Consider the following 23038-nt stretch of genomic DNA (forward strand, 5'->3'; position numbering starts at 1 on the left):
AGCACCAAGTTTAAGCAAGTCACGCCGCTTGCAATACGTCTTCTGAGGCTGTCATTTACAGTATAAAAAAGGGCAGTAACTGCATACACAATTACTGCCCTGGTGCCGAGCAATTTAGGCTCAACTAAGATGCCGTTAAGCGACCTCAACTTAAACGACATTACAAGCAAGCGTTTAGCCACCGCCGTGGTGATGCTCAGTTATTTCAAAGGGATGAATTATTTCACCTCTCTAAAATAGAACTGTTGTGAGATGGTGTTTTTCCATACGTCTTCCACAATATTATCGCCATTGGCATAGGAGCCATTGGCCACTTTCATCGACGAACCGCCCTTACGGGACACCACCCGTAATGAACCATTGGGCATCAATTCGCTGCGAAACTCACTGTCTATCCCATTACAGGCTCCCAGCTGCAGATTACCTTCATTGGTCACAAGGCATTGAGGCGTAGTTTGGTTTGAAAGCTGGAGGGATTGCAGGCGATAAAAGCCGTCCGTCGTCGGCATGGCTTGCCACTGCTGGCAGGCACCGCCCGTATATTCAAACTGAGCCACATTAGCATTAGGTTTGAGCTGACATTGTTCGGCACTTACCACGCGGCCACTGTGGGCGTTGACTATGGCAAATGTCGACACGGGCTCAATTCGCCAATCGGTGCATTCACTGACGCGGTTTTCGCCCGCGATGACTTCAGCGTCGACTTTTTTGCTACAGTTTTTCGCCTGCAAATTGCCGATTGAGCGATCGTTGGCAAAGCGGAACCATCCTTCACGGGTGGAATCCACCGACCAACGCTGGCAACGGGATGCCACCCAAGGGGAAGTATTCAGTGCCGATGAGGCTTCGTCTTGGCACTGTGCTTGGGTTAGAAAGGTCCCCTGACCCACATTGGCAAAACGATACAGACCATCGTTACTCGGGTCGATAACCCATTGACTGTTGTCATCCTCACACTTGCCGACACTGACTTTGCCCTTGGCATTAGTCACTAGGCATTGGCCGATCTCACGGCTCACGATGCGGTATTTAACGCCTTCCACTTGCGTGGTTATCGGGCCAAACTCACCGCTGGGGACGGGCAGTTGCTTTTTATCCGCCATGGGTTCGCCAAATTTGGGCAAACCTTTGTTATCCCAAGTAAAGGGCTGTGCACGGGCTGAGCGGGTACCGCTACAACCATCGGAGGCCGATGAGTTGCCATGGTAAATAAGCCAATCCTCTTTGCCATCTGGAGACTTAAAGAAACCGTGATGGCCAGGGCCATAGACACCGTTCGCCTTACTAAAGAAGGGCTTGTCGAACTTGGTCCATGCGGCGGGATCCATAGGATCATCCCCCGTGAGTTCGACCACGGCTAAGGAATAATCCTCAGTGTTACAAAAGCTTGCCGAGTGAACTAAGAAGGTTCTGCCCTCATGCTGGATAATCTCAGGACCTTCGTTAACGTTTAAGCCTGATTTTTCCCAGTCGTGAATAGGGGTAGTGATCACCCTATGTTCGTCCTCCACAGTCCAAGGGTTGGTCATCTTGGCAATCAAGTTCACTTGATCTTGCCCATGCCATTCCGACCAGAGGAAATATAGCTGGCCTTGATGTTCTAAATAACTGCCGTCGATATTCCAATGGTCCGGCATTGGGGTGCCCTTAAACTTGTAGGGGCCCATGGGATCGCTGCCTTCACTCTCTAGGATATGGTTACGCTGGCCATCGAAATTTTCAGCCACGCCCGAGGTGTAAATCACATACCAACGTAAACCCTGTGCGGTTTGCAGTGGGTGGAATTCGAACGCCCAAAAGTTACAGCAGTTCGACTTATCCGTGCCGCTCCAAATATTGTGGGCCGGAGCATCGGCAAGCCCTGCGATGGTCGGCGATTTACGCATGACCAACTCAGAGGTCCAAGTCGTAGTGGTCAGATAATAGTTACCATTGTGGTATTCGAGCCATGGATCGGCGCCGTTACGAAACAGCGGATTGGCAAAGGTCTCTGCGGTAATGCGGTTTTCGTCCGCACTCACGGCAGCCTGTGCGTTACCGGCCCCCAAGCAGGTAACGCTAAGTCCCATGGCCAGCGCAAGCGCCGCCATTAATTTATTGCTAGTTTGAGTCATTATTTTTTCCTACTGGTTCAACTAATACGCTTTGGTATTGATTGAGCGCCTTAGGATCGACCACAGGCCAACCTTGGCGCCAGCTCAGTTCAGCCATCTTGAGTTTTTGTAGGCCATTATCGGCGGATTCATAGGCATGAAAGACCAAGTAATCTTTACCGTCGAAGGCATAAACACTGTTATGGCCTAGTCCCGGCCAGGCCTGAGTGCCGTGCAGTAACACTGTGCCGCCACCTTGCGCCATGTCCTTGCCCTCTTTATCAAGATAAGGCCCAGTGACATCCTTGGCGCGGCCAACGGCTAAGTGATAGGTGCTGTCATCGCCACGGCAGCAAAGCCCATAGGAAACAAATAGATAGTAATAACTGTCCTTTTTATAGATAAAAGGCGCTTCGATTTGCGCAGGGCCTGGCTCAGTTTCGGCAACTAACGCTGGGCGTTCTAACTTAGCCAAGGTGTGCCACTCTTCTGGCTTGGCGATGGAGATAAAATCAGGATTAAGTTTGACAAGTTTTAACCCTTGCCAGAAGGAGCCAAAACTCATCCAAGGCGTGCCCTTTTCATCGACAATAATATTGGGATCAATGGCATTCCACGCATCGCGATTGGGCACAGATTGAAGAATGATGCCTTTATCTGTCCACTGGTAATCCTTTGAGTTTTTATCGAGGGTTTTATTGACCGTCACCCCAATGGCGGAGGTGTTTTTACCAAAAGCAGAGACTGAGTAATACAGATAGAACAGCCCATTGTGCTGGATAATATCCGGTGCCCACAAATGGCTATTAAAACCAGGGGCAATCTCCCTCGCCCAGCTCGGTTCGGTTTCAAATACTCGGCCCGCCAGCGTCCAATGGATTTTATCCTTTGAGGAATAGTAGGTAATGCCGGGGCCTGTGCTGAAGAGATAATACTGTTCGGCCTCCTTGGCCATCACAGGATCATGAATACTCACCTGCTCGGCACTCGCTTGACCTAGGGTTGCCAATATGCCCAGCAGCGCACAATTGAACATCTTAAGGTGACGTTTTAGGGCTGTTTTCGGTGTGACTTTTTTCGATGTGACAGTTATCGCTAGCATCAATTCTCCTTATGAACCCCATCCCATTTTACAAAATAGTTATTATGCTATTGTATGATGAATTAAGTTATCATACTATCAGGACAAGGAAGCAACAATCAAATGCAAAAAAATTAACAGGAGAAAAATGTGTTAACATTGCGGATACGGTAAACCGCAAGGTATCACAATAACTCACTGTTTATAATAAATATAATAAGGATTTCTGATGAGTTCTCAAAAATTGTCAGTCATTGAAAAGATCGGTTACGGCTCCGGGGACATGGCCGTTAACGTGGTGATTTCGTCAATGATGTTAATTATTACCTTCTTTTATACCGATATTTTTGGGCTCAAGCCCGCCGATGTCGGGATCCTGTTCCTGCTGGTCCGTCTCATCGATGCCATTACCGATCCTTTAATGGGCATTATTAACGATAAAGTGACCACCCGTTGGGGAAGATATCGCCCCTACTTTCTGTTTATGGCCATTCCCTTTGGTATTTCCGTCTTCTTAACCTTCTCAACCCCGGATTGGGATTACAATGCCAAGCTTATCTGGGCGTATTCGACCTATATTCTGGTCACTATCATCTTCACCACGGTGACCATTCCGTACATCTCGATTATCAGCGTGTTAACCGACGATCCAAAAGAACGCTTATCCGCCAACGGTTATCGTTTGTTCTTCGCCAAAATTGCCGCCTTCTTAGTGACCATTATTGTGCCTATGTTGGCGTCTTCCTGGGGCGGTGAAGATATCGCCGCCGGTTATCAAAAGGCCATGGGGTTGATGGCGTTAATGGCAACACTGTTGTTTTTATTTTGCTTTTTTACTACCACAGAGCGTGTGGCCTACAAGGTTGAAACTAAGCCTGTTGCCATGCAGTTGCGATTATTGCTCAAAAACGACCAGTGGTTAGTGTTAACCGCGATTTGTGTGATTGGCACCATTGGCTATGTGATCCGCGGCTCAGTGGCGGCCTACTACGCCACCTACTACTTGGGCGGCGATGCCAAAATGCTATCGGCATTTCTATCGACCGGTGTGGGCGCGGCGATTCTGGCCATGGTGGCTTCGACTTGGATCACTAAGCGTTACTGCAAACTGAAACTGTTCCGCTACAGCCAAATTGCCGTCGGGATCTTAAGTGTCATCATGTTCTTTGCCGTGCAACCGGGGGACATAGTACTGGCCTTTGTGCTCTATTTTACCATCTCATTTGTGGTGGACTTACATGCGCCAATCTTCTGGTCGGTGATTTCCGAGTCGGTGGATTACGGCACGGTAAAAACGGGCCATAGGGTGTCGGGCCTTGCCTTTGGCGGGATCTCATTCGCCCAAAAAGCCGGCATGGGCGCAGCGGGGTTTGTGGTCGGTATGTTGCTGACCTATTTCAACTATCAACCTGGTGCAACCCAAAGCGAATTTGCGCTGACCGGCATTTCATTAATGTTGACGGTTATCCCAGGTGCATTCCACGCCCTAATGGGATTACTGATGTTCAAATACAAGATTTCTGACCGCGTGTATGAAGAAATCAAACAGGCTTTACCTGAGCAGGCGCACTTCAGTCAAGCGGATGCCAGCCGTGAGGTCAACCCTAAAACAGTGGCGAGCCAAGTCTCGGCCTAATTCATTTAATGACCATTTAATTCAAATATGGCCATTTCGCTCAAATATAAAAAAGCCCCTGCCAAGGGGCTTTTTTATCGCGCCGTATGACATAAAACCCAAAGCGTTAAATCCAAATCCGCATATAGGAAGCTAAGATGAAACCTGGCCCGACATTTTATAACGTCGACTACCCTATTCCCGCCGACATACTTTTGGATGCTTGTCCTTGTTTATCGCCATATGCCCTACTCCTCGGCAAAATCATCATCATTGAAATTCACTCCCACACTCAGGCAGCACTCCTGCCCACAATGTGAAAACTCCGGCGGCAATATAGCATCTTTAGGTGTAAAGGCTGAATCAGTTAAGTGATTGAAATAGCTATTGGAATAGCTTGTTGTGCGTGCGAGCCTAAACAATCGCGCTTCACCTAAGCAATAGCGCTTCACTCAGGCATAAAAAAGCGGGGCTGCTGAAGCATTCCCCGCGCTTATCGAATCATTTATGAGTGCAAATGGATTAATAGAGGTTGAACAAGGGGCGACCGCTCTCATCAAATGACACAGCTAACATTCGCGCATGGCGATTGGGATCATAGAGGGGATCTTGGATGATTTGCGCTAACGGGCGGATATCTGCCTTAGGGACCACGCTGGGCTCGCCCACCGCATGTTCATAATCACGGGCATGGTACACACAGATGGGCGTCACGCCATCTTCTGCCACCGTGAAACTGTTATGGCCTGGGCCGAAGATCTGCTTCTCGACATCAGTGCACAGCACTGGCTGGCGGGTTTTCTTCCATGAGTTACGATCGAGCAAATCAGCATGCTCATCGGCCTCCATATAGCCCATGCAATAACAAGCACCGGTGGCACTGGCCGAAAAGGTAATAAAGATTTTACCTTGGTGTTTAAGCACTGCTGGCCCTTCGTTGACCCAAAAATCGATCCGTTCCCAATCGTAATCTGGGGTGGTAAGCATAAATTGTGGCGTCTTTAGCTTGATGGGCGATGCCATTTCCGCAAGATATAGGTTAGATGCGGCAAACTGACCGCCGGTTTTCTCCGCCCAGCAAAAGTAACGCTTACCGTTATTCTCAAAAATGGTGGCATCTAAGGAAAAGTCGATAAAAGACTTATTATCGCCATCGGCCGCCTGCATCATGCCAAGCTCGATCCATTCATCCTTCAAGGGATCTTGCCCTTGGCACTCAAGCACATAGGGGCGCAGGGCCCAAATATTTTCCTCTTCGCTAGCCGCAAAGTAGATGTACCACTTGCCATCGAGATAATGGATCTCAGGCGCCCACACATGCCGACTCATTGGGCCGCTTTCGTGTTTAAACCAGATATCGAAGGTCTGCGCCTCTTTCAAACCGTCTAAGGTGTTGGATTTACGCAGTTCAATCCGATCGTAGGTTGGGACAGAACCGGTAAAGTAGTAATAACCGTCACTGTGTTTATACACAAAGGGGTCGGCGCGCTGCTCGACTAGGGGGCTGTTTGTTGCTCTTGTCATGGTAAAACCTGTCTATTGCTAAAGTGTTGCTAATCGGTGTTTGTTAATTGCACTCGTTCTATCTTGTCGTTGGCTTCACGAACACGCTTTTTATCGCCGCTATTGTGGTTCGAGTCGATGCAGGGTTTGGCTATCGCTCTGCTGATTATCAAATATCGGGAAACCGTCCACCGACCAGCGAATGGCACGGTAGTAAGTGTGCCTATTGCCGTCGGTCAATGGCGTCCCCTGCAGCTCAAGGTAATTACGTGCATGGTAGAACATCAGCTCGGTTTTACCATCCTCTGCCAGCACAAAACTATTATGGCCAGGGCCAAAACGCATGAGGTTTGCCTCAGTGGTAAAAATCGGTTTGGGTGACTTATGCCAACTTTTAGGGTCGAGTAAATCGGCATTTTCATCGGCCCACAGAAGCCCCATGGCATAACGGTCGTCCGTGGCACTGGCGGAATAGGTCACGAAGACTTTACCGTTTTTAACCAATACCGCAGCGCCTTCGTTGACTTTAAAGCCTAAACGCTCCCAGTCCAGCAAAGGTTCGCTGATAATGGATTCTTTGTCCGACATTTGGGTTGGTGACACCATTTTGGCAATCACTAAGCCAGTGTTGTAGCTCTTAGCTTTGTCCTGCTGCGCCCAAATAAAATAACGCTCGCCCTTGTGAGTAAAACTGGTCGCATCGAGGGAAAAAGCATCCTGCGCCGACTGTAATTTGCCAAGCTCCTGCCACTGCCCCGTCATCGGCGAGTCACCCTCAAGACCTAAGACAAACATACGGTTATGAAAACGCACATCCTTATTGCTGGCCGCAAAATAGATATACCAGCGACCGTCGATTTTGTGCAGCTCTGGCGCCCAGATATCGATACTTATGGGGCCGGTTTCATGCTTACGCCACAGGGTTTTAGGCGTCGCTTGGCGTAAACCGTCGATGGTTTTAGCGTGGCGCAGTTCGATACGGTCAAACTCAGGCACAGAGGCAATAAAATAATAGCTGCCGTCATCATCGCGGATCACCCAAGGATCTGCCCTTCTTGCGATAAATGGCTCGTTTACTGTGACTGTACTTACTGAATTTGGACTTACCGCATTAGAATTTACCGCATTAGAATTTACCACTGCGGTTTGAGTTTGGCTTATCTCAAGCACTGGAACCGCCTGAGCAGCACAGACAACACTTAAGCCCAATAGCGCACTGGCAACAGGTAGAAGCCTGAAAGCCCTAAAGCGTGATTGATGATTATCCATGGTTTGCTTTGCGTCCATTCAAGAGTTTTTGTAATAGGATGAAGAAGAACAGCAGGAGTCCGATGACGATCTTGGTCCACCAACTGCTTAAGCTGCCATCGAAGGTGATATAGGTTTGGATCACCCCCATCAAAATCACCCCAAGTACAGTGCCGACCACAAATCCACTGCCGCCCGTCAGTAACGTACCGCCAATCACCACGGCCGCAATGGCATCCAGTTCGACACCGATAGCGCCGAGCGCATAGCCAGAGAAGGTGTAAAAGGTAAAGATGATGCCCGCCAGTGTCGCCAGAAAGCTGCTAAGGGCGTAAATACTGATAGTGGTTTTTGCGATGGAAATCCCCATGAGTTCAGCAGAATGTTGATTGCCACCAATGGCATACACATTAGTGCCGAAACGACTGTAATGCATCACAATGGCGATAATCACAAAAAACAGAATAAAAATCAGTGAGCTTAAATCGAGCGCGCCATTACCCGGCAATGCAATACTCATCTCGGCCACCGCATCGTAAAACGGATGATCAATGGCAATCGACTCTTCGCTGAGCGTCGTGGCTAAGCCCCGCGCCAGGAACATGCCCGCAAGTGTCACGATAAAAGGTTGCAACTTATACACATGGATAATGCTGCCCATGAGTGCGCCAAACAGCGTGCCAAGGGGCAGGATAACTGCAAAGACTAACAATGGATGCCACTGGTACTCGGTGATCAATAAACTAGTGACAACCCCACTTAAGGCGATGACGGCACCGACCGAAAGATCGATACCGCCGGAGATAATCACTAAGGTCATGCCTAAGGCCGTTATAAGTAAAAAAGCATTATCACGCAGCAGGTTAGTCACCACACGGCCACTAGCAAAGCCGTCAAACTGTATCGTCCCCACCAGAAACATAGTCAGCAGCAAGGATGCGGTGATCCACAGCGGAATAAAACGTCTTGCTATCATTGGTTGCCTCCTGTTGCTTTGCACTCTTTTGCACTCGCGCCCTTTTCTGCCAATCCTGCAGCAAGGCGATTAGCTTTAAACAGCGCCGACAATTGGCGCCTAAATTTATCCGATTGCAACAGCAGCACGGTTAGGATAACGATGGCCTTGATAAGCAAGTTAAACTTAGCGGGTAAGCCGCTGACGATAATGGTGGTCGCTAAGGTTTGGATGATCAGCGCGCCCACAACCGACAAGACTAAGGAGAAACGCCCGCCAGTGAGTGCGGCGCCGCCGATGACCACAGCTAATATGGCATCGAGTTCAAGCCACAGGCCTGCGTTATTGGCATCTGAACCTTGAATATCGGCGGTGCTGATCATGCCCGCCAATGCCGCGCATAAACCCGCAATTGCATAGGCGAATAGTTTAATGGATTTATCGTTGATCCCAAGATAGCGACTCGCCTTGGCGTTACAGCCCACGGCTTCAATAAATAGCCCTAAGGCGGTTTTACGTAGCAGTAATTGGGTGAAGGTCAACATGCCAAGCACAATCCACACTGGCATTGGCAGCCCTAAAAACTGCCCCACACCAATGGCGGCAAAACCTGGGTGTTGGAAAGTGATGATTTGCCCTTGGTTGATAAGCTGCGCCACTCCGCGCCCCGCCACCATCAAAAGCAATGTCGCGACAATAGGTTGGATCCCTAAGAAACTCACTAGACCGCCATTGATGCAGCCGGCTAAGAGCCCGACACACAGACCTGCTGCGATAACAGTGACTAAGTTGATATCAGGCACCAGCAGTAAATTGGCGCAAACGGCGCCACAGATCGCCATCACGGCACCGACCGAGAGATCGATTCCGCCTGTGGCAATCACCAGACTCATGCCAATCGAGAGCAGCGCCACGGGCGCACTGCGATTTAAGATATCAATCAAGGAGCCATAGAGTCTGTCGTCTTGATAGCTGATATTGAAGAAATTACTGTCAATAAACAGGTTGGCCAGTAACAGAATACTTAAGGCCAATAATGGCCAGAGGTAACGGCCAATGGAGGCCGATTTACCCGCTTGGTAACGGGCGTTCTTTTCTTGCGTCATGTCCTGGTGGCTTTCCAGCATCCGCGGCTGTCGCTCAGATTCTTTCATCTGTGATGGCATCAAATCGGATGACATTTGTGTGGATGATAGGGTTTCGGCTGAGTTTTTCATTTATCCCTCCGCAATCGCTTGCATTACATGTTGCGAGGTCAGTTCCGCGCCTGAAAGTTCACGTACTGCATATCTGTCCCGTAGCACTACGACTTTATTTGAAAAAGCCACGAGTTCGTCCAATTCGGATGATGCGACCAATAGCGACATCCCCTCATCACACAGGCTTCTGATAAGCTTGACGATTTCAGCGTGGGCGCCAATGTCTATGCCGCGGGTGGGTTCATCCAGTACCAATAAGATGGGCTCTATGGCTAACCAACGCGCTAGGATCACCTTCTGCTGATTACCGCCACTCAGTTGTTCTATGGGTTTATCCGCGTCCGGGGTCGCAATCTGTAATTTATCGATAAAGAACTGGGCGATTTCCTGCTGCCGAGCTTTAGATAAATAACGCCACCAACCGATACGCGCCTGCAGTGCGAGGATAATGTTTTCGCGAATCGACAGGGGGCCAATAATGCCGTCAATCTTGCGATCTTCAGGGCACAGGGCAATCCCGGCGCTGATCGCATCTACGGGTTGGGACAGTTTCAGCTTCTTACCCGCAAGGTGAATACTGCCGCTATCGACTAAATCCAGCCCAAACACAGCGTTACAAACTTCGCTGCGCCCCGAGCCTAAAAGACCCGCAAGCCCGACCGCTTGCCCCTTTGGCACAGTGAGATTCATCGCTTGAATCGAGCCCTTTACCGACACGGCTTCAAGGGATAGCAACACGGCCTCGGCGGAGCGATTGTTATCAATGGCGGTGTGTTCCTTTGCCTGTTTATCGACTAATTGCTCCTGCAGTGAGCGCCCGAGCATAGCTTCAATCAGCTTAGGTTGTGGCAGCTCGGCCGTAAGAAATTCGCCAATAAAGCGACCATTACGCAGCACGGTAATGCGATCGCTTATCTGGTAAACCTGATCGAGGAAGTGAGTGATAAAGACGATGGCCACACCCTTGGCTTTGAGCTGTTTTAAGATCCCAAACAGCACTTGGACTTCTTTGGCATCTAAGCTCGCCGTAGGCTCATCGAGCACTAATACCTTGGCCGACATGGCGACGCCGCGGGCGATGGCAATGAGCTGCTGCACCGCGATGGAATAGTCCGACAGCGGCGCGCTAACATCAATATCCAGCTTAAACTGGGTTAACACTGCGCGTGCGTCGGCATACATTTTTTTGAAATGAATAAGACCAAGGCGGCGCGGCTCATAACCGAGAAACAGGTTTTGTGCCACGGTCAGGTTAGGCACTAAGTTCACCTCCTGATAGACAGTGCTGATCCCCGCCTTTTGCGCATCCATCGGTGTGTTGAAGTGTTGCGGCTGGCCAAGAAAAAGGATGTCACCCATGTCTTTTGACTGGGCGCCTGTCATCACTTTGACCAGCGTCGATTTACCCGCACCGTTTTCGCCGAGCAGGGCGTGAACTTCCCCCGCAAATAACCGCAAACTCACATCCTCGAGGGCTTTTACGCCCGGATAGTGCTTACTGATCTGCTTGAGTTCTAAAATAAGGCTCATAGCTATTCCCCAAGAAAGCGTCAATCTGACTATTGCTGGCGGCGCTTTTCGTACTCGGCGGCAGCGGTTTCTTGGGTAAATACGTCACCCGTGGTGCTGATAAGCTTAGGCTGCTCCTTGTTACCCTTAAGGTAAGCATCAATCGCATCAAACGCGGGGCCGCCTAAGTAAGGGCTAAGTTCAACTGTGGCGTTCACATCACCATCGGCCATGGCCTTAAAGTAATCGGGCACACCATCCACAGAGACAATCAGGATATCTTTACCCGGTTTTAAACCCGCTTCTTTAATGGCTTGCACTGCGCCGAGGGCCATTTCATCGTTGTGGGACCAAACGGCGCACAGTGGCTGACCGTTTTGCGCCTTGAGGAATCCTTCCATCACTTCTTTACCCTTAGCCCGGGTAAATTCGCCGGTTTGGCTACGAACTATCTTGGCATTGGGATAAGTGGCAATCACTTGGTTAAAACCTGTGGCGCGATCAATCGCTGCGGTTGCTCCGACCGTGCCCTGTAATTCGGCAATATCACAGTTGCCTTGGGTTTTATCCATGAGCCATTGGCCAATCTTGCGGCCTTCTTCGGTAAAATCGGAGGCGATACGGGTGAGAAATAGGGAATCATCATCGACCTTAATATTACGGTCCACGATCACTACTGGGATGTTGGCGCGTTTCGCTTCTCTTAGTACTGGCTTCCAGCCTGTTTCCACCACGGGCGCGATGATAATGGCGTCCACGCCTTGGGCAATAAAGCTACGCACAGCTTTGATTTGGTTCTCTTGTTTTTGCTGAGCGTCGGCAAATTTTAAATCGATACCCCGCTGTTTGGCTTCGGCCTTGACCGCTTCACTGAAGCTCGTTCGCCAACCGCTCTCGGAGCCAACCTGTGAAAAGCCCACCGTAGTGGCGTAGGCACAAGTTGCACTCACAGCCCATAATCCCAATGCGGTAATGATTTTATGATGTTTCATAATTATTCCCTTTATCATTTTAGGTAACAGAGATCCCCTAGCCTGCTGAAACAGCAAGCTAATCCGTACAAATAAAATTATTTCGCCTTTATTGAATTAAATATTCTTAAACTTATGTACCGTGATTTGTTGATATTGCGTGTTTGCCTCAAGCATTACACTCGGAAAATGGTCAATATTGACCGCATTCGGATAACCGTGGGTTTCTAAACAGAGTCCATGGAATTGATGAATGGAATAACCTTCGTCATCCATATGACTGCCATCGAGAAAGTTGCCACTGTAAAATTGCACGCCAGGTTCGGTAGTGCTAATTTCCATTTCTCGCCCCGAGAGTGGATCTTTTAAAATAGCGATCGTCTGTAAGTTATTTTTATTATCGGGTTCTTTATCCATTACAAAATAATGATCATAACCATTAGCTAATTGCTTAATATCCGTGGCAATTGCCTTTGGTTGTTTAAAATCGTAGGCGCTATCGTCGACTAAAATTAATTCGCCGGTTGGGATCTGTTCATTATCGAGAGCCAAAATATGGCTTGCATGGATGGTTAACTCATGTGCCAAAACCCCCTGTCGTTTGCTAGAAGCTAGGTTCCAGTAGGCATGATTGGTTAAACAGACAGGCGTGGTTTGATCGCAAACGGCTTGATAACTCAGGATTAACTCATTGTTTTCCGTCAAGCGGTATTCTAGCTTAATGGCAAGGTTACCCGGAAATCCTTGATCGCCATCGGGACTGGTAATGCTAAACACCGCCGCCACACTGTCACTGTCCTGCAAAGTCTCAACCTGCCAAATGCAGTGACTTAATCCTTTAGGGCCACCGTGAAGTTGATTATTGCCTTCATTGGCCACTAATTGAATTATTTTACCCGCTAAGGGGAATTGTGCTTTACCAATTCGATTCGCGACACGGCCGGCGGTGATCCCGAAATAATAGGGATTGGTCGCCCAATCATTTATATATTGATAACCTAGACTTAATGAAATGGGTTGCTCATCTTTGCCATAAAGTTTTACCGACCAAATGCTAGCGCCGTAATTGGAGAGAACAACTTCTAGTCCATGGCTATTAGTGAGGGTGACTAATTGTAATTCATCCGCAAATGCGGCGTGAACTAAGCTTTTTTTAGATACAGAGAGTTGCATGGTGAGTGCTTTACCTTTTATTAAAAATAAACTCAGCACTCACCTCATTATTCAATGAACTGAAATTTTATTGTGATATTTAAATCCAACCACCATCGACAATAAAATTTTGTGCGGTGCAGAGTTTGCTATCATCTGCTGCTAAAAATAATGCCATAGCAGCAATATCTTCGGGCATCACATATTCTTTAATACATTGGTTATTTTCGATATGTTTTGCCGTATCTTTATCAACCCAGTGAGTGAGTTGTCGTTTTGTCATCACCCACCCCGGCGTTAAGGTATTAATCCGGATTTTATCTTTCCCTAAATCGGCGGCTAAGCCTCGAGTTAAGCCCATGACGCCAGCTTTTGAGGCCGTATATCCCGCCATTCCCGCTTGACGATTGTGCCAACTCATAGATCCAAAGTTGATAACAGAACCCCCGCCGAGCCGCTGCATTTGCGGCCTTACCGCTTGTACGGCAAAAAAGTAGTGCCGCAAATTGGTATTTAAGCATTGGTCCCAATATTCTGGCGTGACTTCATCTATGCTATGCCTTTCATCGCACGCGGCATTGTTAATCAATACCGAGATAGGGCCTAAATCGTCTTCCACCTGAGCAATCACGCTTTTCAGTGCCGTCACATCGACTAAATCACAGTGATAAAACTTCACGCTAGCGTCAGGCAGAGTGTGGTTAAGGCCTGCGACAAGTTGAGTCGACTCCTCAACTAAAATGTCGACAAATGCCACCTTAGCGCCCTGCTCTAAAAAAGACCGTACTAAGCAAGCCCCAATACCCGTACCGCCACCACTGATGAAAATGGTCTTCCCTTGTAAACTCGGGTATTGATTAGTCAACTTCATAACTCAACCTTTTATTAAAATAATTATTTGGTTTTATTATAAAAGAAAACGAGTTCATATTTAATGGGAATGTGCGGGTATCTCTGCACCTCGACATCCCACGAGAAAATCAAAATCACATCCTTCATCCGCCTGGAGCACATGCTCTTTAAAGAGGGACAGATAACCACCATTGATTGGAATGGATTTCACCGCCGCGAGTTTTGCTAGGCGCGCCTGTAACTCTTCGTCGCTGATCTCCAGCTGTAATATCCCTGCATAGGTATCGAGCTCTATCATGTCACCATTTTGAACGGCGGCCAGTGGCCCAAGGGCTTGTGCTTCTGGGGCAACATGCAGCACTACTGTGCCAAAGGCGGTGCCACTCATACGCGCATCAGAAATCCTCACCATGTCTTTAATTCCTTTTTTCAACAGCTTAGGTGGAAGTCCCATATTGCCGACCTCGGCCATGCCCGGATATCCCTTCGGGCCACAGTTTTTAAGCACCATGATACTGGTTTCATCAATCTCCAGTTCAGGATCGCCGATGCGGGCGTTGTAATCATCAAAACTTTCAAACACGACCGCTTTGCCGCGGTGTTGCATCAAGTGCGCGCTGGCAGCAGAGGGTTTGATCACTGCGCCGCGAGGCGCGAGGTTTCCCCGCAATACGCGAATGCCGCCGTTTTCAACCAAAGGTTTTTCAAGTGACATAATCACCTCTTGGTTATAACAGGGTGCCTCTTTCACATTGTCCCAAAGGCTAGCAGCATTGGCGGTGAGCGTGTTTTTACTCAATAAATCATGTTCAAATAATTGTTTTAATACCGCGGGCAGCCCGCCCGCATAGTAAAAATCTTCCATCAAGTACTGACCCGAAGGCTTAAGATTCACTATGGTCGGTACGGCGTAGCCATGGCGCCAGTCATCGAGTGACAGCTCAACCCCTATCCTGCCGGCAATAGCCTTTAAATGGATAACGGCGTTGGTTGAACCACCAATGGCGGCATTGACTTTGATGGCATTAATAAAAGCATCACGGCTTAAAATTTTACTTAAGGTCAAATCCTCTTTGACCATATCAACAATCCGCATTCCCGACATATGGGCCAGCACTTGGCGGCGGGAATCTACCGCTGGGATCGCGGCATTGTGTGGCAAACTTACCCCTAAGGTTTCAACCATACAGGCCATGGTTGACGCTGTGCCCATCGTATTACAGGTGCCCGTTGAGCGGGACATATCCGCTTCGGCATTCATAAATGCGGCGAGACTGATGTTGCCCGCTTTATATTCTTGATGCAGTTCCCACACGAGTGTGCCAGAACCCACATCTTTGCCCTTATGCTTACCATTGAGCATGGGCCCACCCGTAACGACTATTGTCGGTAAATCACAACTGGCCGCGCCCATTAATAAAGCCGGAGTGGTTTTATCGCAGCCTACTAACAGCACAACACCGTCGATAGGATTACCACGAATGGCTTCTTCGGTGTCCATGGCTGCAAGGTTGCGCGTTAACATGGCGCTCGGGCGCAAATTGGACTCACCATTGGAAAACACTGGAAATTCAACAGGAATACCACCCGCTTCACGAATGCCATTCTTTACCCTTTGGGCCAGTTCCCGCAGATGACCATTACAGGGCGTCAATTCTGACCAGGTATTACAAATGCCAATCACAGGCTTATTTTGAAAGTGATGCTCGGGTATGCCTTGGTTTTTCATCCAACTGCGGTACATAAAGCCATTTTTGTCATCACTACCAAACCAACTTGCCGAACGAAGTGTTTTCGGTTTTTTATTATTCATATGACACCTTCGTCTTCCAAAGCACGTGCCCTGCCCGACCTATTGAGCGATTCGTACAAAACTCAGCTTTTTAAGATCAAACGCACGCTATGCCCTGAGTTAACAATTTGTACTTTAATATTGCTAGCACGTAAAAGTATTGGTATTACTATAATACTAAAATATCAAAAAACAATAGAGGAAGTATGAAAAAGGCATTTTCTAGTATTTGTGTGAATGTTTGTGTGAGTGCTTGTTTGGCATTGAGCACCACGGTAAGTACAGCGGCAGTTGCTGCTAACCCTTTGTTTACGGATGTATTTACCGCCGATCCCGCTGCTATAGTGCATCGAGATACAGCCCATCAAGATACGGTTTATCTTTACACTGGCCATGACGTCGCAAAGGACAATCGCACCTTCTTTGAAATGCATGACTGGCTGGTCTTTAGCTCTAAGGATATGCACAACTGGACGGCCCATGGCAGCAAGTTATCGGTGAAGGATTTTAGCTGGGCAAAGGGTGATGCATGGGCAAGCCATGTGATTGAGAAGGATGGTAAGTATTACTGGTATGTCACGGCAAGGCACAACAAAATCAATGGCTTTGCCATCGGTGTTGCACTTGCCGATAGTCCACTTGGCCCCTTCAAGGATGCCCGCGGCAGTGCCCTTATCACCAACGACATGACCACAGACACTGAGATTGATTGGGATGATATCGACCCTGCGGTCTTTATCGACGATGACAAGCAAGCCTATCTCTTTTGGGGGAACACTAAGCCAAGATTTGCCAAGCTACAAGCAAACATGATTGAACTCGATGGCCCAATTCATTCGATTGATATTCCAAACTTTACCGAAGCACTCTGGGTACATAAAAAAGATAAAACCTATTATCTTTCATACGCCTCGGGCTTTCCTGAAAAAATTGCCTATGCCACCAGTGATAGCATTCTGGGACCCTGGAAGTACCAAGGGATCTTAAATGAAGTAGCAGGCAACTCGCCGACGAACCATCAAGCCATCATTGAATTTAAAGGGAAATCCTACTTTATCTACCATACGGGCGCATCGCAGGATGGCGGCGGCGAATTTAGACGTTCAGTCGCCATTGACCCACTGTACTACAACGCCGATGGCACCATAAAGCGCATTCATATGACGAGCGAAGGCATCAGCGAGCCGCAGTAACCCCATCAATCGCTCGCCCCAAAAAAGAATAAAAAAGGTGAACCTGAGTTCACCTTTTTTATTGACAGCATCGCTAAAAATCAGCGGTTTTGAAAATCAGCAAGCCGTTATTTACGCTCGATATTTTTATGCACTGTGTCTTGGGAAGTCGAGAGCAATTTATTCATCTCAGCCTTCGCCCGTTCGCTATCCCCTGCGGCTATCGCTGTATAAATAGCCTTATGTCCTGGGAGCGATTGAATAAAGTCATCCTGAATCGTGCTACTTAATCTAAAAATTTCCAACAGTGCCGACTGAATAGAGACGCCGAGTGACACCATAAATTCGTTATTGGTCGCATCTAAAATCGCCATATGGAAATCGATATCCGAGGTATAGACTTCATCCGTACCTAACTCGGCCGCTTCCATCTTGGCGTAGGCTGCCGCAATCACCTCAAGCTGCTCTGGGGTGCGTTTCTTCGCGGCCAGTTCCGCCGCTGCGGGTTCAAACACGGCACGAATTTCATAGAGTGACGTGTAAAACTCAGGGGATGGTTTAGATTGGGAAAACCAGTTTAAGATCACCGGATCGAACATATTCCAGTGGCGGCGCTCACGAATGCGGGTGCCAAGCTTAGGACGAGACTCGATAAGTCCTTTTGCCGTGAGCACCTTAAAGGCTTCCCTTAAGGAGGTGCGCGACACTTCGAGTTCTTCACAAATGGCATTTTCGTTAGGGATATACTCACCCGGCGCATAAAAGCCGCCCACAATGCGCGAACCTAATTCGCTTGCCACCCAGTTATGGATATTCTGCGGCCGGTTATTTGCCTGATTTGCCATAGTGCCCTCTTAAATCTCTATCTCTGTACTCAATCCAATCAGCTGGATAAGGTGCTTAACGCTAATAAACAAATGTTATGATACTACCTTTCATGATAAAGGTAATAAAATTTTTGTTAACGCTAAGAATTTATGGGAATTTCCTCAAACTTAACTCCTTACCTTACCCCAAAGTTTTACATTGTAAAGCCTATTCTTAAGTTTTACCCAGTGGTTGTACAAGCGAGTAAAGGCTATTCGATAGACAGAAAATAGTCATTTTCAATCTTAAGTTCTGCGTGCACATCGACCACAAACATCCCCGCCGCTTCGGCGGCTTGTATGCCCGCTTTCGCATCTTCAAAGACAATGCAGCGCGCTGGCGCTATGCCCATCAGCTCGGCGCAGCGTAAAAAAGTATCCGGCGCCGGTTTGGGCGAATCGACTTGGTCAGCCCCCACCACATGGTCCACCAACTCCAGCAAGCCACACAGGGTTAAAATTTGAATCGCTTCCTCTGTGTAGGCGCCTGTACCGACCGCCATTGGACGTTTGCCATGGTTCAGCTTCGCAAATTCTGCTAATGCCGTCGGTTTAACGTATAAATGCATAGTGTCACGTACTAGGGCTTCTTTATATTCATTCATGGCCTCACAACTGGCCGACGGCGTGACACCAAAATGGGCAATCAAGATCTCTAAGGTGCCTATGGTCGGCACGCCCGCCAAGGAGCGCATCAGGGCCGGATCAATCGGGATCCCAAAGTGCTTTAAGGTTTGTCGCCATGCCTGTTCATGCAACTGACCGCTGTCGACTAAGGTGCCATCCATATCGAAAATAATGCCGTCAAATTCTGTATACATCTGTGTTAACCCTATGAAATGAATGGTTCCAGAAAAATGAAAGCCGCCCGAGGGCGGCTTTGTTCCTGCGCAAGAATTATAACCCTCTTGCTAAACCGTAATAAACGGAATTTTGGCGAAGTTCATTCTTAAACTCGCGGATCTTAGTATCGGCATCGATGATAACCAGTTCAGCGCCGGCCATTTCGGCAAAGTCGACAATCTGATCTGTGGTGATCGCTTGACTATAGGCCGAGTGGTGAGCGCCACCGGCGTGGATCCAGGCTGCTGCCGCTATCGATAAATTCGGACGTGGCTCCCATAGCGCAGACGCTACTGGCAGATTTGGCAGTTCCTGTGGCGGCGTTACCGTATCTAATTCATTGAGAATGATACGGAAACGGTTACCTAAATCGATTGTCGATACGTTGATTGCTGGGCCCGCTTTGCCGGTAAACAACAGACGTGGCACGTCACAACGCACACCAATGGTGTGGCGGTGAACTTCTAAACGCGGTTTTGCAGCAGCAATCGAGGGACACACTTCTAACATGTGGGCGCCGAGGACTTGATCTGTCTCGCCAAAGTTATAGGTGTAATCCTCCATAAAGGAAGTGCCGCCCGCACGGCCTTGGCCCATGACCTTCATAATGCGTACCATGGCCGCGGTTTTCCAGTCACCTTCGCCGCCGTAACCAAAACCGTTCGCCATTAGACGTTGGGTCGCCAGTCCCGGCAAGCCTGTCATGCCGGTGAGGTTTTCGAAGCAGTTAGTGAAGGCGCCAAATTGGCCTTGGGTTAAAAACTGGGTTAAGCCGAGTTCAATCTTGGCTTCTTTTCTTAAACGGTCTAACTGGTATTCATCACCAAATAGCTCGTTACCCACCTGGTATTCGCTGGCGTAACGGTCGAGTTGCGCACTCACATCTCCTTCGGCAATGGCATCGATAGCCTCATTGAGTTCACCCAAGCTGTAGGCATGCACTTCGTAACCAAATTGAATTTGCGCGGCAACCTTGTCGCCTTCGGTCACGGCCACTTGACGCATATTGTCACCAAAGCGGGCGATTCGTAGGTTTTGGCTCTCGTGCCAACCCGCCGCGGCGCGGCACCAATCATCAATCTGTGCCTGCACATCGCTCGATTGCCAGTGACCCACAACCACTTTGCGCTCTTTACGCATACGGGTACCGATAAAACCAAATTCGCGGCAACCGTGGGCACTTTGGTGGGTGTTCATGTAGTTCATATTGATGTCGCTCCAGGGGAGCTCGGCATTGAACTGAGTATGTAAGTGCATGAATGGCTTGCTTAACTCATTAAGGCCAGCAATCCACATCTTCGCGGGAGAGAAAGTGTGCATCCACAGGATAACACCGACACAGTTTTCATCACTGTTGGCCGCTTGGCACACGGCGTGGATTTCCCGTGGGGATTTTACCGTTGGCTTATACACCACTTCCATTGACATGGATGAGGATGCATTGAAGCCATGAACGATTTGTTCACTGTTTTTGGCGACTTGCTCTAACACTTTCGGGCCGTATAAATCCTGTGACCCCGTAATAAACCACACTTGTTTTTGTTTGAAGGCTTTCATATTACTCTCTCTAGTTTGAAATGAGACCCGACTGGCAATTACTTGCTTTGGCCGTAATAAGCATCTTTTCCATGCTTGCGCAAATAGTGCTTATCAATAAGCTCTTGTTTTAACTGACTTATACCTGGTGATAATGTTTTGGTGAGATACGCCATCCGCGCGATTTCTTCGAGCAATACGGCGTGATACACGGATTTAGCCGCATTGGCGCCCCAAGTAAACGGCGCATGGCCCGCCACTATCACCATGGGCGACTCGTTGGGATCTCGGTCGGCGAAGCAATCGAGGATCTGCACGCCGGTTTCTTCTTCGTAGTCGCGGCTTATCTGATCATTGCGCATCACAGCTGTGCATGGGATTTCACCGTACACATAATCGGCCTGTGTAGTCCCTAAGCAGGGAATCGCTATCTGTGCCTGCGCCCACGCGGTGGCATAGGTCGAATGGGTGTGCGTGATGCCACCGATACTCTGCCACTGGCGATACAAATAGGTGTGCGTTTTGGTATCGGATGAAGGACGCATGCGCCCTTCGACGATTTGATTCTCAAGGTCAACAATCACTATGTCTTCAACCTTCAAATCTTCATAGGGCACGCCGCTGGGCTTGATACCAATGACGCCGAGTTGGCGGTCAATTTGTGAAACGTTGCCAAAGGTGTAGGTCACCAGTTTGCGTTTCTCAAGCTCCATGTTGGCTTCGTACACTTCCCGTTTTAGCTCTAAAAAAGACATCTTATTTCGCTCCATCAACATAGTGGCCAAGGGCTAAGTACGCTTGATAAAGCGCTTGATATTTCTGTGCATTTTCAGGATTGGGCTGATAGGTTTTCGCCACTTTTGAGGCCATGGCGGTTTGAGCAGTCAGCACATCGGGATAAACCCCGGCGGCGGTTGCGGCATAAATGGCGGCGCCGAGGGCACAGCTTTGCTCGCTCTCGAGCACGTCGATATTGCAATTCCACACATCGGCGCAGGTTTGCATAATAAAGTCGGACTTTTTCGAGATCCCACCTATGGTGACCACATGGTCAATGCAGACGCCCTCCTGCTTGAAGCGCTCGATAATGGCCCGTGCGCCATAGGCGCTGGCTTCCACTAGGGCTTTGAATACCTGCGGCGCCTGACTGCCCATGGTTAAGCCTGTGATAGCCATGGCCACCGATTGGTCGGCATCGGGGGTGCGGCGTCCGTTAATCCAATCCAGCGCGACGATACCTGTCTCGCCAACGGGGAGCTTAGCCGCCGCATTGCCCAGCACGGTTAAGGTTTCGGACTCTAATTGCTGAATAAGTTTGGCTCGGGTGTCGTCATCAAACAGCGCTGAAGTATCCAGCTGTTGAATCGGCCAAGAGGTGAGTTCCCTAAACCAAGCGTAGAGATCGCCAAAGGCGGACTGACCCGCTTCAAGGCCAATCATGCCGGGCAATACGGAGCCATCGACTTGACCGCAAATCCCTTTAATACAACGCTCACCTATATCCTCATAGCTGGCGACCGTGATATCGCAGGTGGAGGTACCCATCACCTTAGTTAATACGCCGGGCTTAACATTCGCGCCAACGGCACCCGCGTGGCAATCGAATGAGCCAAATGACACTATAACCTCGGTCGATAGCCCCAGATGCTGCGCCCACTCTGGGGTTAGCTGGCCACAAACCGTGTCGGATGTGCAGGTTTCAAGGGGTAGTTTGTCTCTTAAACCATCGAGTAAAGGGTCGATGCCAACGAAAAAGTCATTGGGTGGATAACCATTCCATGACTCGTGCCACATCACTTTATGACCGGCGGCGCAGCGCCCAGCCTTAAAGATTTTTGGATGTGTAGTCCCCGTCATTAACGCCGTGATCCAATCACAGTGCTCGACCCAGCTATAGGCGGCTTGTCTTACCGCGCTGTCATGGCGCAGTACGAATAAGGCCTTTGCCCAAAACCATTCAGAGGAATAAATTCCCCCTTCATATTTCAGGTAATTTTCGCTTGAATCCTTAGCGGCGGCGGTAATTTGCTGAGCTTCGAGAATCGCACTGTGATCTTTCCAAAGCAAAAACATCGCGTTGGGATTATTCGCAAATTCCGGTTTTAAGGCTAAGGCAACGCCGGCTTCATCCACTGCTATAGGGGTTGAACCTGTGGTATCAACGCTTAGGCCACAGACTCTTTGCGCAGCGCCACTGGGGGCTTTGGCCCATAGGCCTTGCACTACTTCTATCAAACTTTCGATGTAGTCGAGGGGATGTTGTCTAAATTGATTCTTTGCGGGCTCGCAAAAAAGTCCCTTCTTCCAACGTGGGTAGTACACCACATTAGTCGCTACTTCTGCGCCAGTTTGAGTATCAACCAATAACGCGCGCACTGAATCAGAGCCGTAATCTAGCCCTAATGCGTAAGAGCCTAAAACATTCGACATTTGCATCCCCGTACATTAACTCTGCGCCCTATTCGGTTCACGCAGCTAGAGTGAATATTGTTTAGTCCTACAATATTACTATAGCTTAATAGTATTACAATATGATTTTAGTTGTAGAGTGATAAAATTTTAACATTCGAACTGAAATCGTAACGACACTAGGGGAATTGGATAACAATGAAATGGCTTGGTTTAGCCGACTAAGCGAGGGAGTTATTGCT

Annotated in this window: 19 protein-coding genes; 3 read left to right on the forward strand and 16 right to left on the reverse strand. The window is 48.8% G+C overall.

Annotated elements, in window-relative coordinates:
* Nucleotides 1-218 precede the first annotated feature (218 nt).
* Both JFT56_RS10145 and JFT56_RS10150 read right to left on the reverse strand, forming a co-directional pair.
* Complete coding sequence (locus tag JFT56_RS10145) at nucleotides 219-2114, reverse strand: family 43 glycosylhydrolase (RefSeq protein WP_198779996.1); 1896 nt, start codon at nucleotides 2112-2114, stop codon at nucleotides 219-221.
* Complete coding sequence (locus JFT56_RS10150) at nucleotides 2101-3195, reverse strand: arabinan endo-1,5-alpha-L-arabinosidase (protein WP_198779997.1); 1095 nt, start codon at nucleotides 3193-3195, stop codon at nucleotides 2101-2103. Before JFT56_RS10150 ends, JFT56_RS10145 begins: the two co-directional genes overlap by 14 nt.
* 208 nt (nucleotides 3196-3403) lie before the next feature.
* On the opposite strand from JFT56_RS10150, the gene JFT56_RS10155 reads away from it, so the two are divergent.
* The gene (locus tag JFT56_RS10155) at nucleotides 3404-4810 is read left to right on the forward strand and encodes an MFS transporter (protein WP_198779998.1); all 1407 of its coding nucleotides are present in this window, start codon (nucleotides 3404-3406) and stop codon (nucleotides 4808-4810) included.
* 137 nt (nucleotides 4811-4947) lie between these two features.
* Complete coding sequence (locus JFT56_RS10160) at nucleotides 4948-5109, forward strand: hypothetical protein (RefSeq protein WP_198779999.1); 162 nt, start codon at nucleotides 4948-4950, stop codon at nucleotides 5107-5109.
* A gap of 202 nt (nucleotides 5110-5311) precedes the next feature.
* On the opposite strand, the gene JFT56_RS10165 is transcribed toward JFT56_RS10160, so the two are convergent.
* From JFT56_RS10165 to JFT56_RS10205, 9 genes are all read right to left on the reverse strand, one after another.
* Nucleotides 5312-6313, reverse strand: a complete 1002-nt coding sequence (locus JFT56_RS10165; RefSeq protein ID WP_198780000.1) for a family 43 glycosylhydrolase — start codon at nucleotides 6311-6313, stop codon at nucleotides 5312-5314.
* 99 nt (nucleotides 6314-6412) lie between these two features.
* The gene (locus JFT56_RS10170; RefSeq protein ID WP_420135998.1) at nucleotides 6413-7561 is read right to left on the reverse strand and encodes a family 43 glycosylhydrolase; all 1149 of its coding nucleotides are present in this window, start codon (nucleotides 7559-7561) and stop codon (nucleotides 6413-6415) included.
* A complete protein-coding gene (yjfF, locus tag JFT56_RS10175) occupies nucleotides 7554-8516 on the reverse strand; it encodes a galactofuranose ABC transporter, permease protein YjfF (RefSeq protein WP_198780002.1) in 963 nt (320 codons plus the stop codon). The genes JFT56_RS10170 and yjfF overlap by 8 nt, the downstream gene beginning before the upstream one ends.
* A complete protein-coding gene (locus JFT56_RS10180; RefSeq protein ID WP_198780003.1) occupies nucleotides 8513-9712 on the reverse strand; it encodes an ABC transporter permease in 1200 nt (399 codons plus the stop codon). Before JFT56_RS10180 ends, yjfF begins: the two co-directional genes overlap by 4 nt.
* A complete protein-coding gene (locus JFT56_RS10185) occupies nucleotides 9713-11224 on the reverse strand; it encodes a sugar ABC transporter ATP-binding protein (RefSeq protein WP_198780004.1) in 1512 nt (503 codons plus the stop codon).
* 29 nt (nucleotides 11225-11253) lie between these two features.
* The gene (locus JFT56_RS10190) at nucleotides 11254-12195 is read right to left on the reverse strand and encodes an ABC transporter substrate-binding protein (RefSeq protein WP_198780005.1); all 942 of its coding nucleotides are present in this window, start codon (nucleotides 12193-12195) and stop codon (nucleotides 11254-11256) included.
* A gap of 96 nt (nucleotides 12196-12291) precedes the next feature.
* Nucleotides 12292-13347 (reverse strand): aldose epimerase family protein, encoded by a 1056-nt coding sequence (locus JFT56_RS10195; RefSeq protein WP_198780006.1) that lies wholly within the window; start codon nucleotides 13345-13347, stop codon nucleotides 12292-12294.
* Between the two features lie 79 nt (nucleotides 13348-13426).
* On the reverse strand, nucleotides 13427-14197 hold the full coding sequence (locus tag JFT56_RS10200; RefSeq protein ID WP_198780007.1) for an SDR family NAD(P)-dependent oxidoreductase: 771 nt from the start codon (nucleotides 14195-14197) through the stop codon (nucleotides 13427-13429).
* A gap of 60 nt (nucleotides 14198-14257) precedes the next feature.
* Nucleotides 14258-15991 carry an IlvD/Edd family dehydratase gene (locus JFT56_RS10205; RefSeq protein ID WP_198780008.1) on the reverse strand — a complete coding sequence of 578 codons (1734 nt, stop codon included), beginning with the start codon at nucleotides 15989-15991 and terminating at the stop codon, nucleotides 14258-14260.
* 185 nt (nucleotides 15992-16176) lie between these two features.
* Between JFT56_RS10205 and JFT56_RS10210 the strand changes: the two genes are divergently transcribed.
* Entirely contained in the window at nucleotides 16177-17163 is a 987-nt protein-coding gene (locus JFT56_RS10210; protein WP_198780009.1) for a glycoside hydrolase family 43 protein, read from the forward strand.
* Between the two features lie 107 nt (nucleotides 17164-17270).
* Here the strand turns inward: JFT56_RS10210 and JFT56_RS10215 are convergent, their stop codons facing one another.
* The 5 genes from JFT56_RS10215 to JFT56_RS10235 all read right to left on the reverse strand — a co-directional run bounded on the left by JFT56_RS10215 (nucleotide 17271) and on the right by JFT56_RS10235 (nucleotide 22817).
* Nucleotides 17271-17987, reverse strand: a complete 717-nt coding sequence (locus JFT56_RS10215) for a FadR/GntR family transcriptional regulator (RefSeq protein ID WP_099458086.1) — start codon at nucleotides 17985-17987, stop codon at nucleotides 17271-17273.
* A 233-nt stretch (nucleotides 17988-18220) separates the two neighbouring features.
* Complete coding sequence (locus JFT56_RS10220; RefSeq protein WP_198780010.1) at nucleotides 18221-18829, reverse strand: HAD family hydrolase; 609 nt, start codon at nucleotides 18827-18829, stop codon at nucleotides 18221-18223.
* Nucleotides 18830-18905: 76 nt separating this feature from the next.
* The gene (gene araA / locus JFT56_RS10225; RefSeq protein WP_198780011.1) at nucleotides 18906-20408 is read right to left on the reverse strand and encodes an L-arabinose isomerase; all 1503 of its coding nucleotides are present in this window, start codon (nucleotides 20406-20408) and stop codon (nucleotides 18906-18908) included.
* 38 nt (nucleotides 20409-20446) lie between these two features.
* Entirely contained in the window at nucleotides 20447-21142 is a 696-nt protein-coding gene (locus JFT56_RS10230) for an L-ribulose-5-phosphate 4-epimerase (RefSeq protein ID WP_011626173.1), read from the reverse strand.
* A 1-nt stretch (nucleotide 21143) separates the two neighbouring features.
* Complete coding sequence (locus JFT56_RS10235) at nucleotides 21144-22817, reverse strand: ribulokinase (RefSeq protein ID WP_198780012.1); 1674 nt, start codon at nucleotides 22815-22817, stop codon at nucleotides 21144-21146.
* Nucleotides 22818-23038: the final 221 nt, after the last annotated feature.

The sequence above is a fragment of the Shewanella putrefaciens genome, from assembly GCF_016406305.1.
GTDB lineage: Bacteria > Pseudomonadota > Gammaproteobacteria > Enterobacterales > Shewanellaceae > Shewanella > Shewanella putrefaciens_C.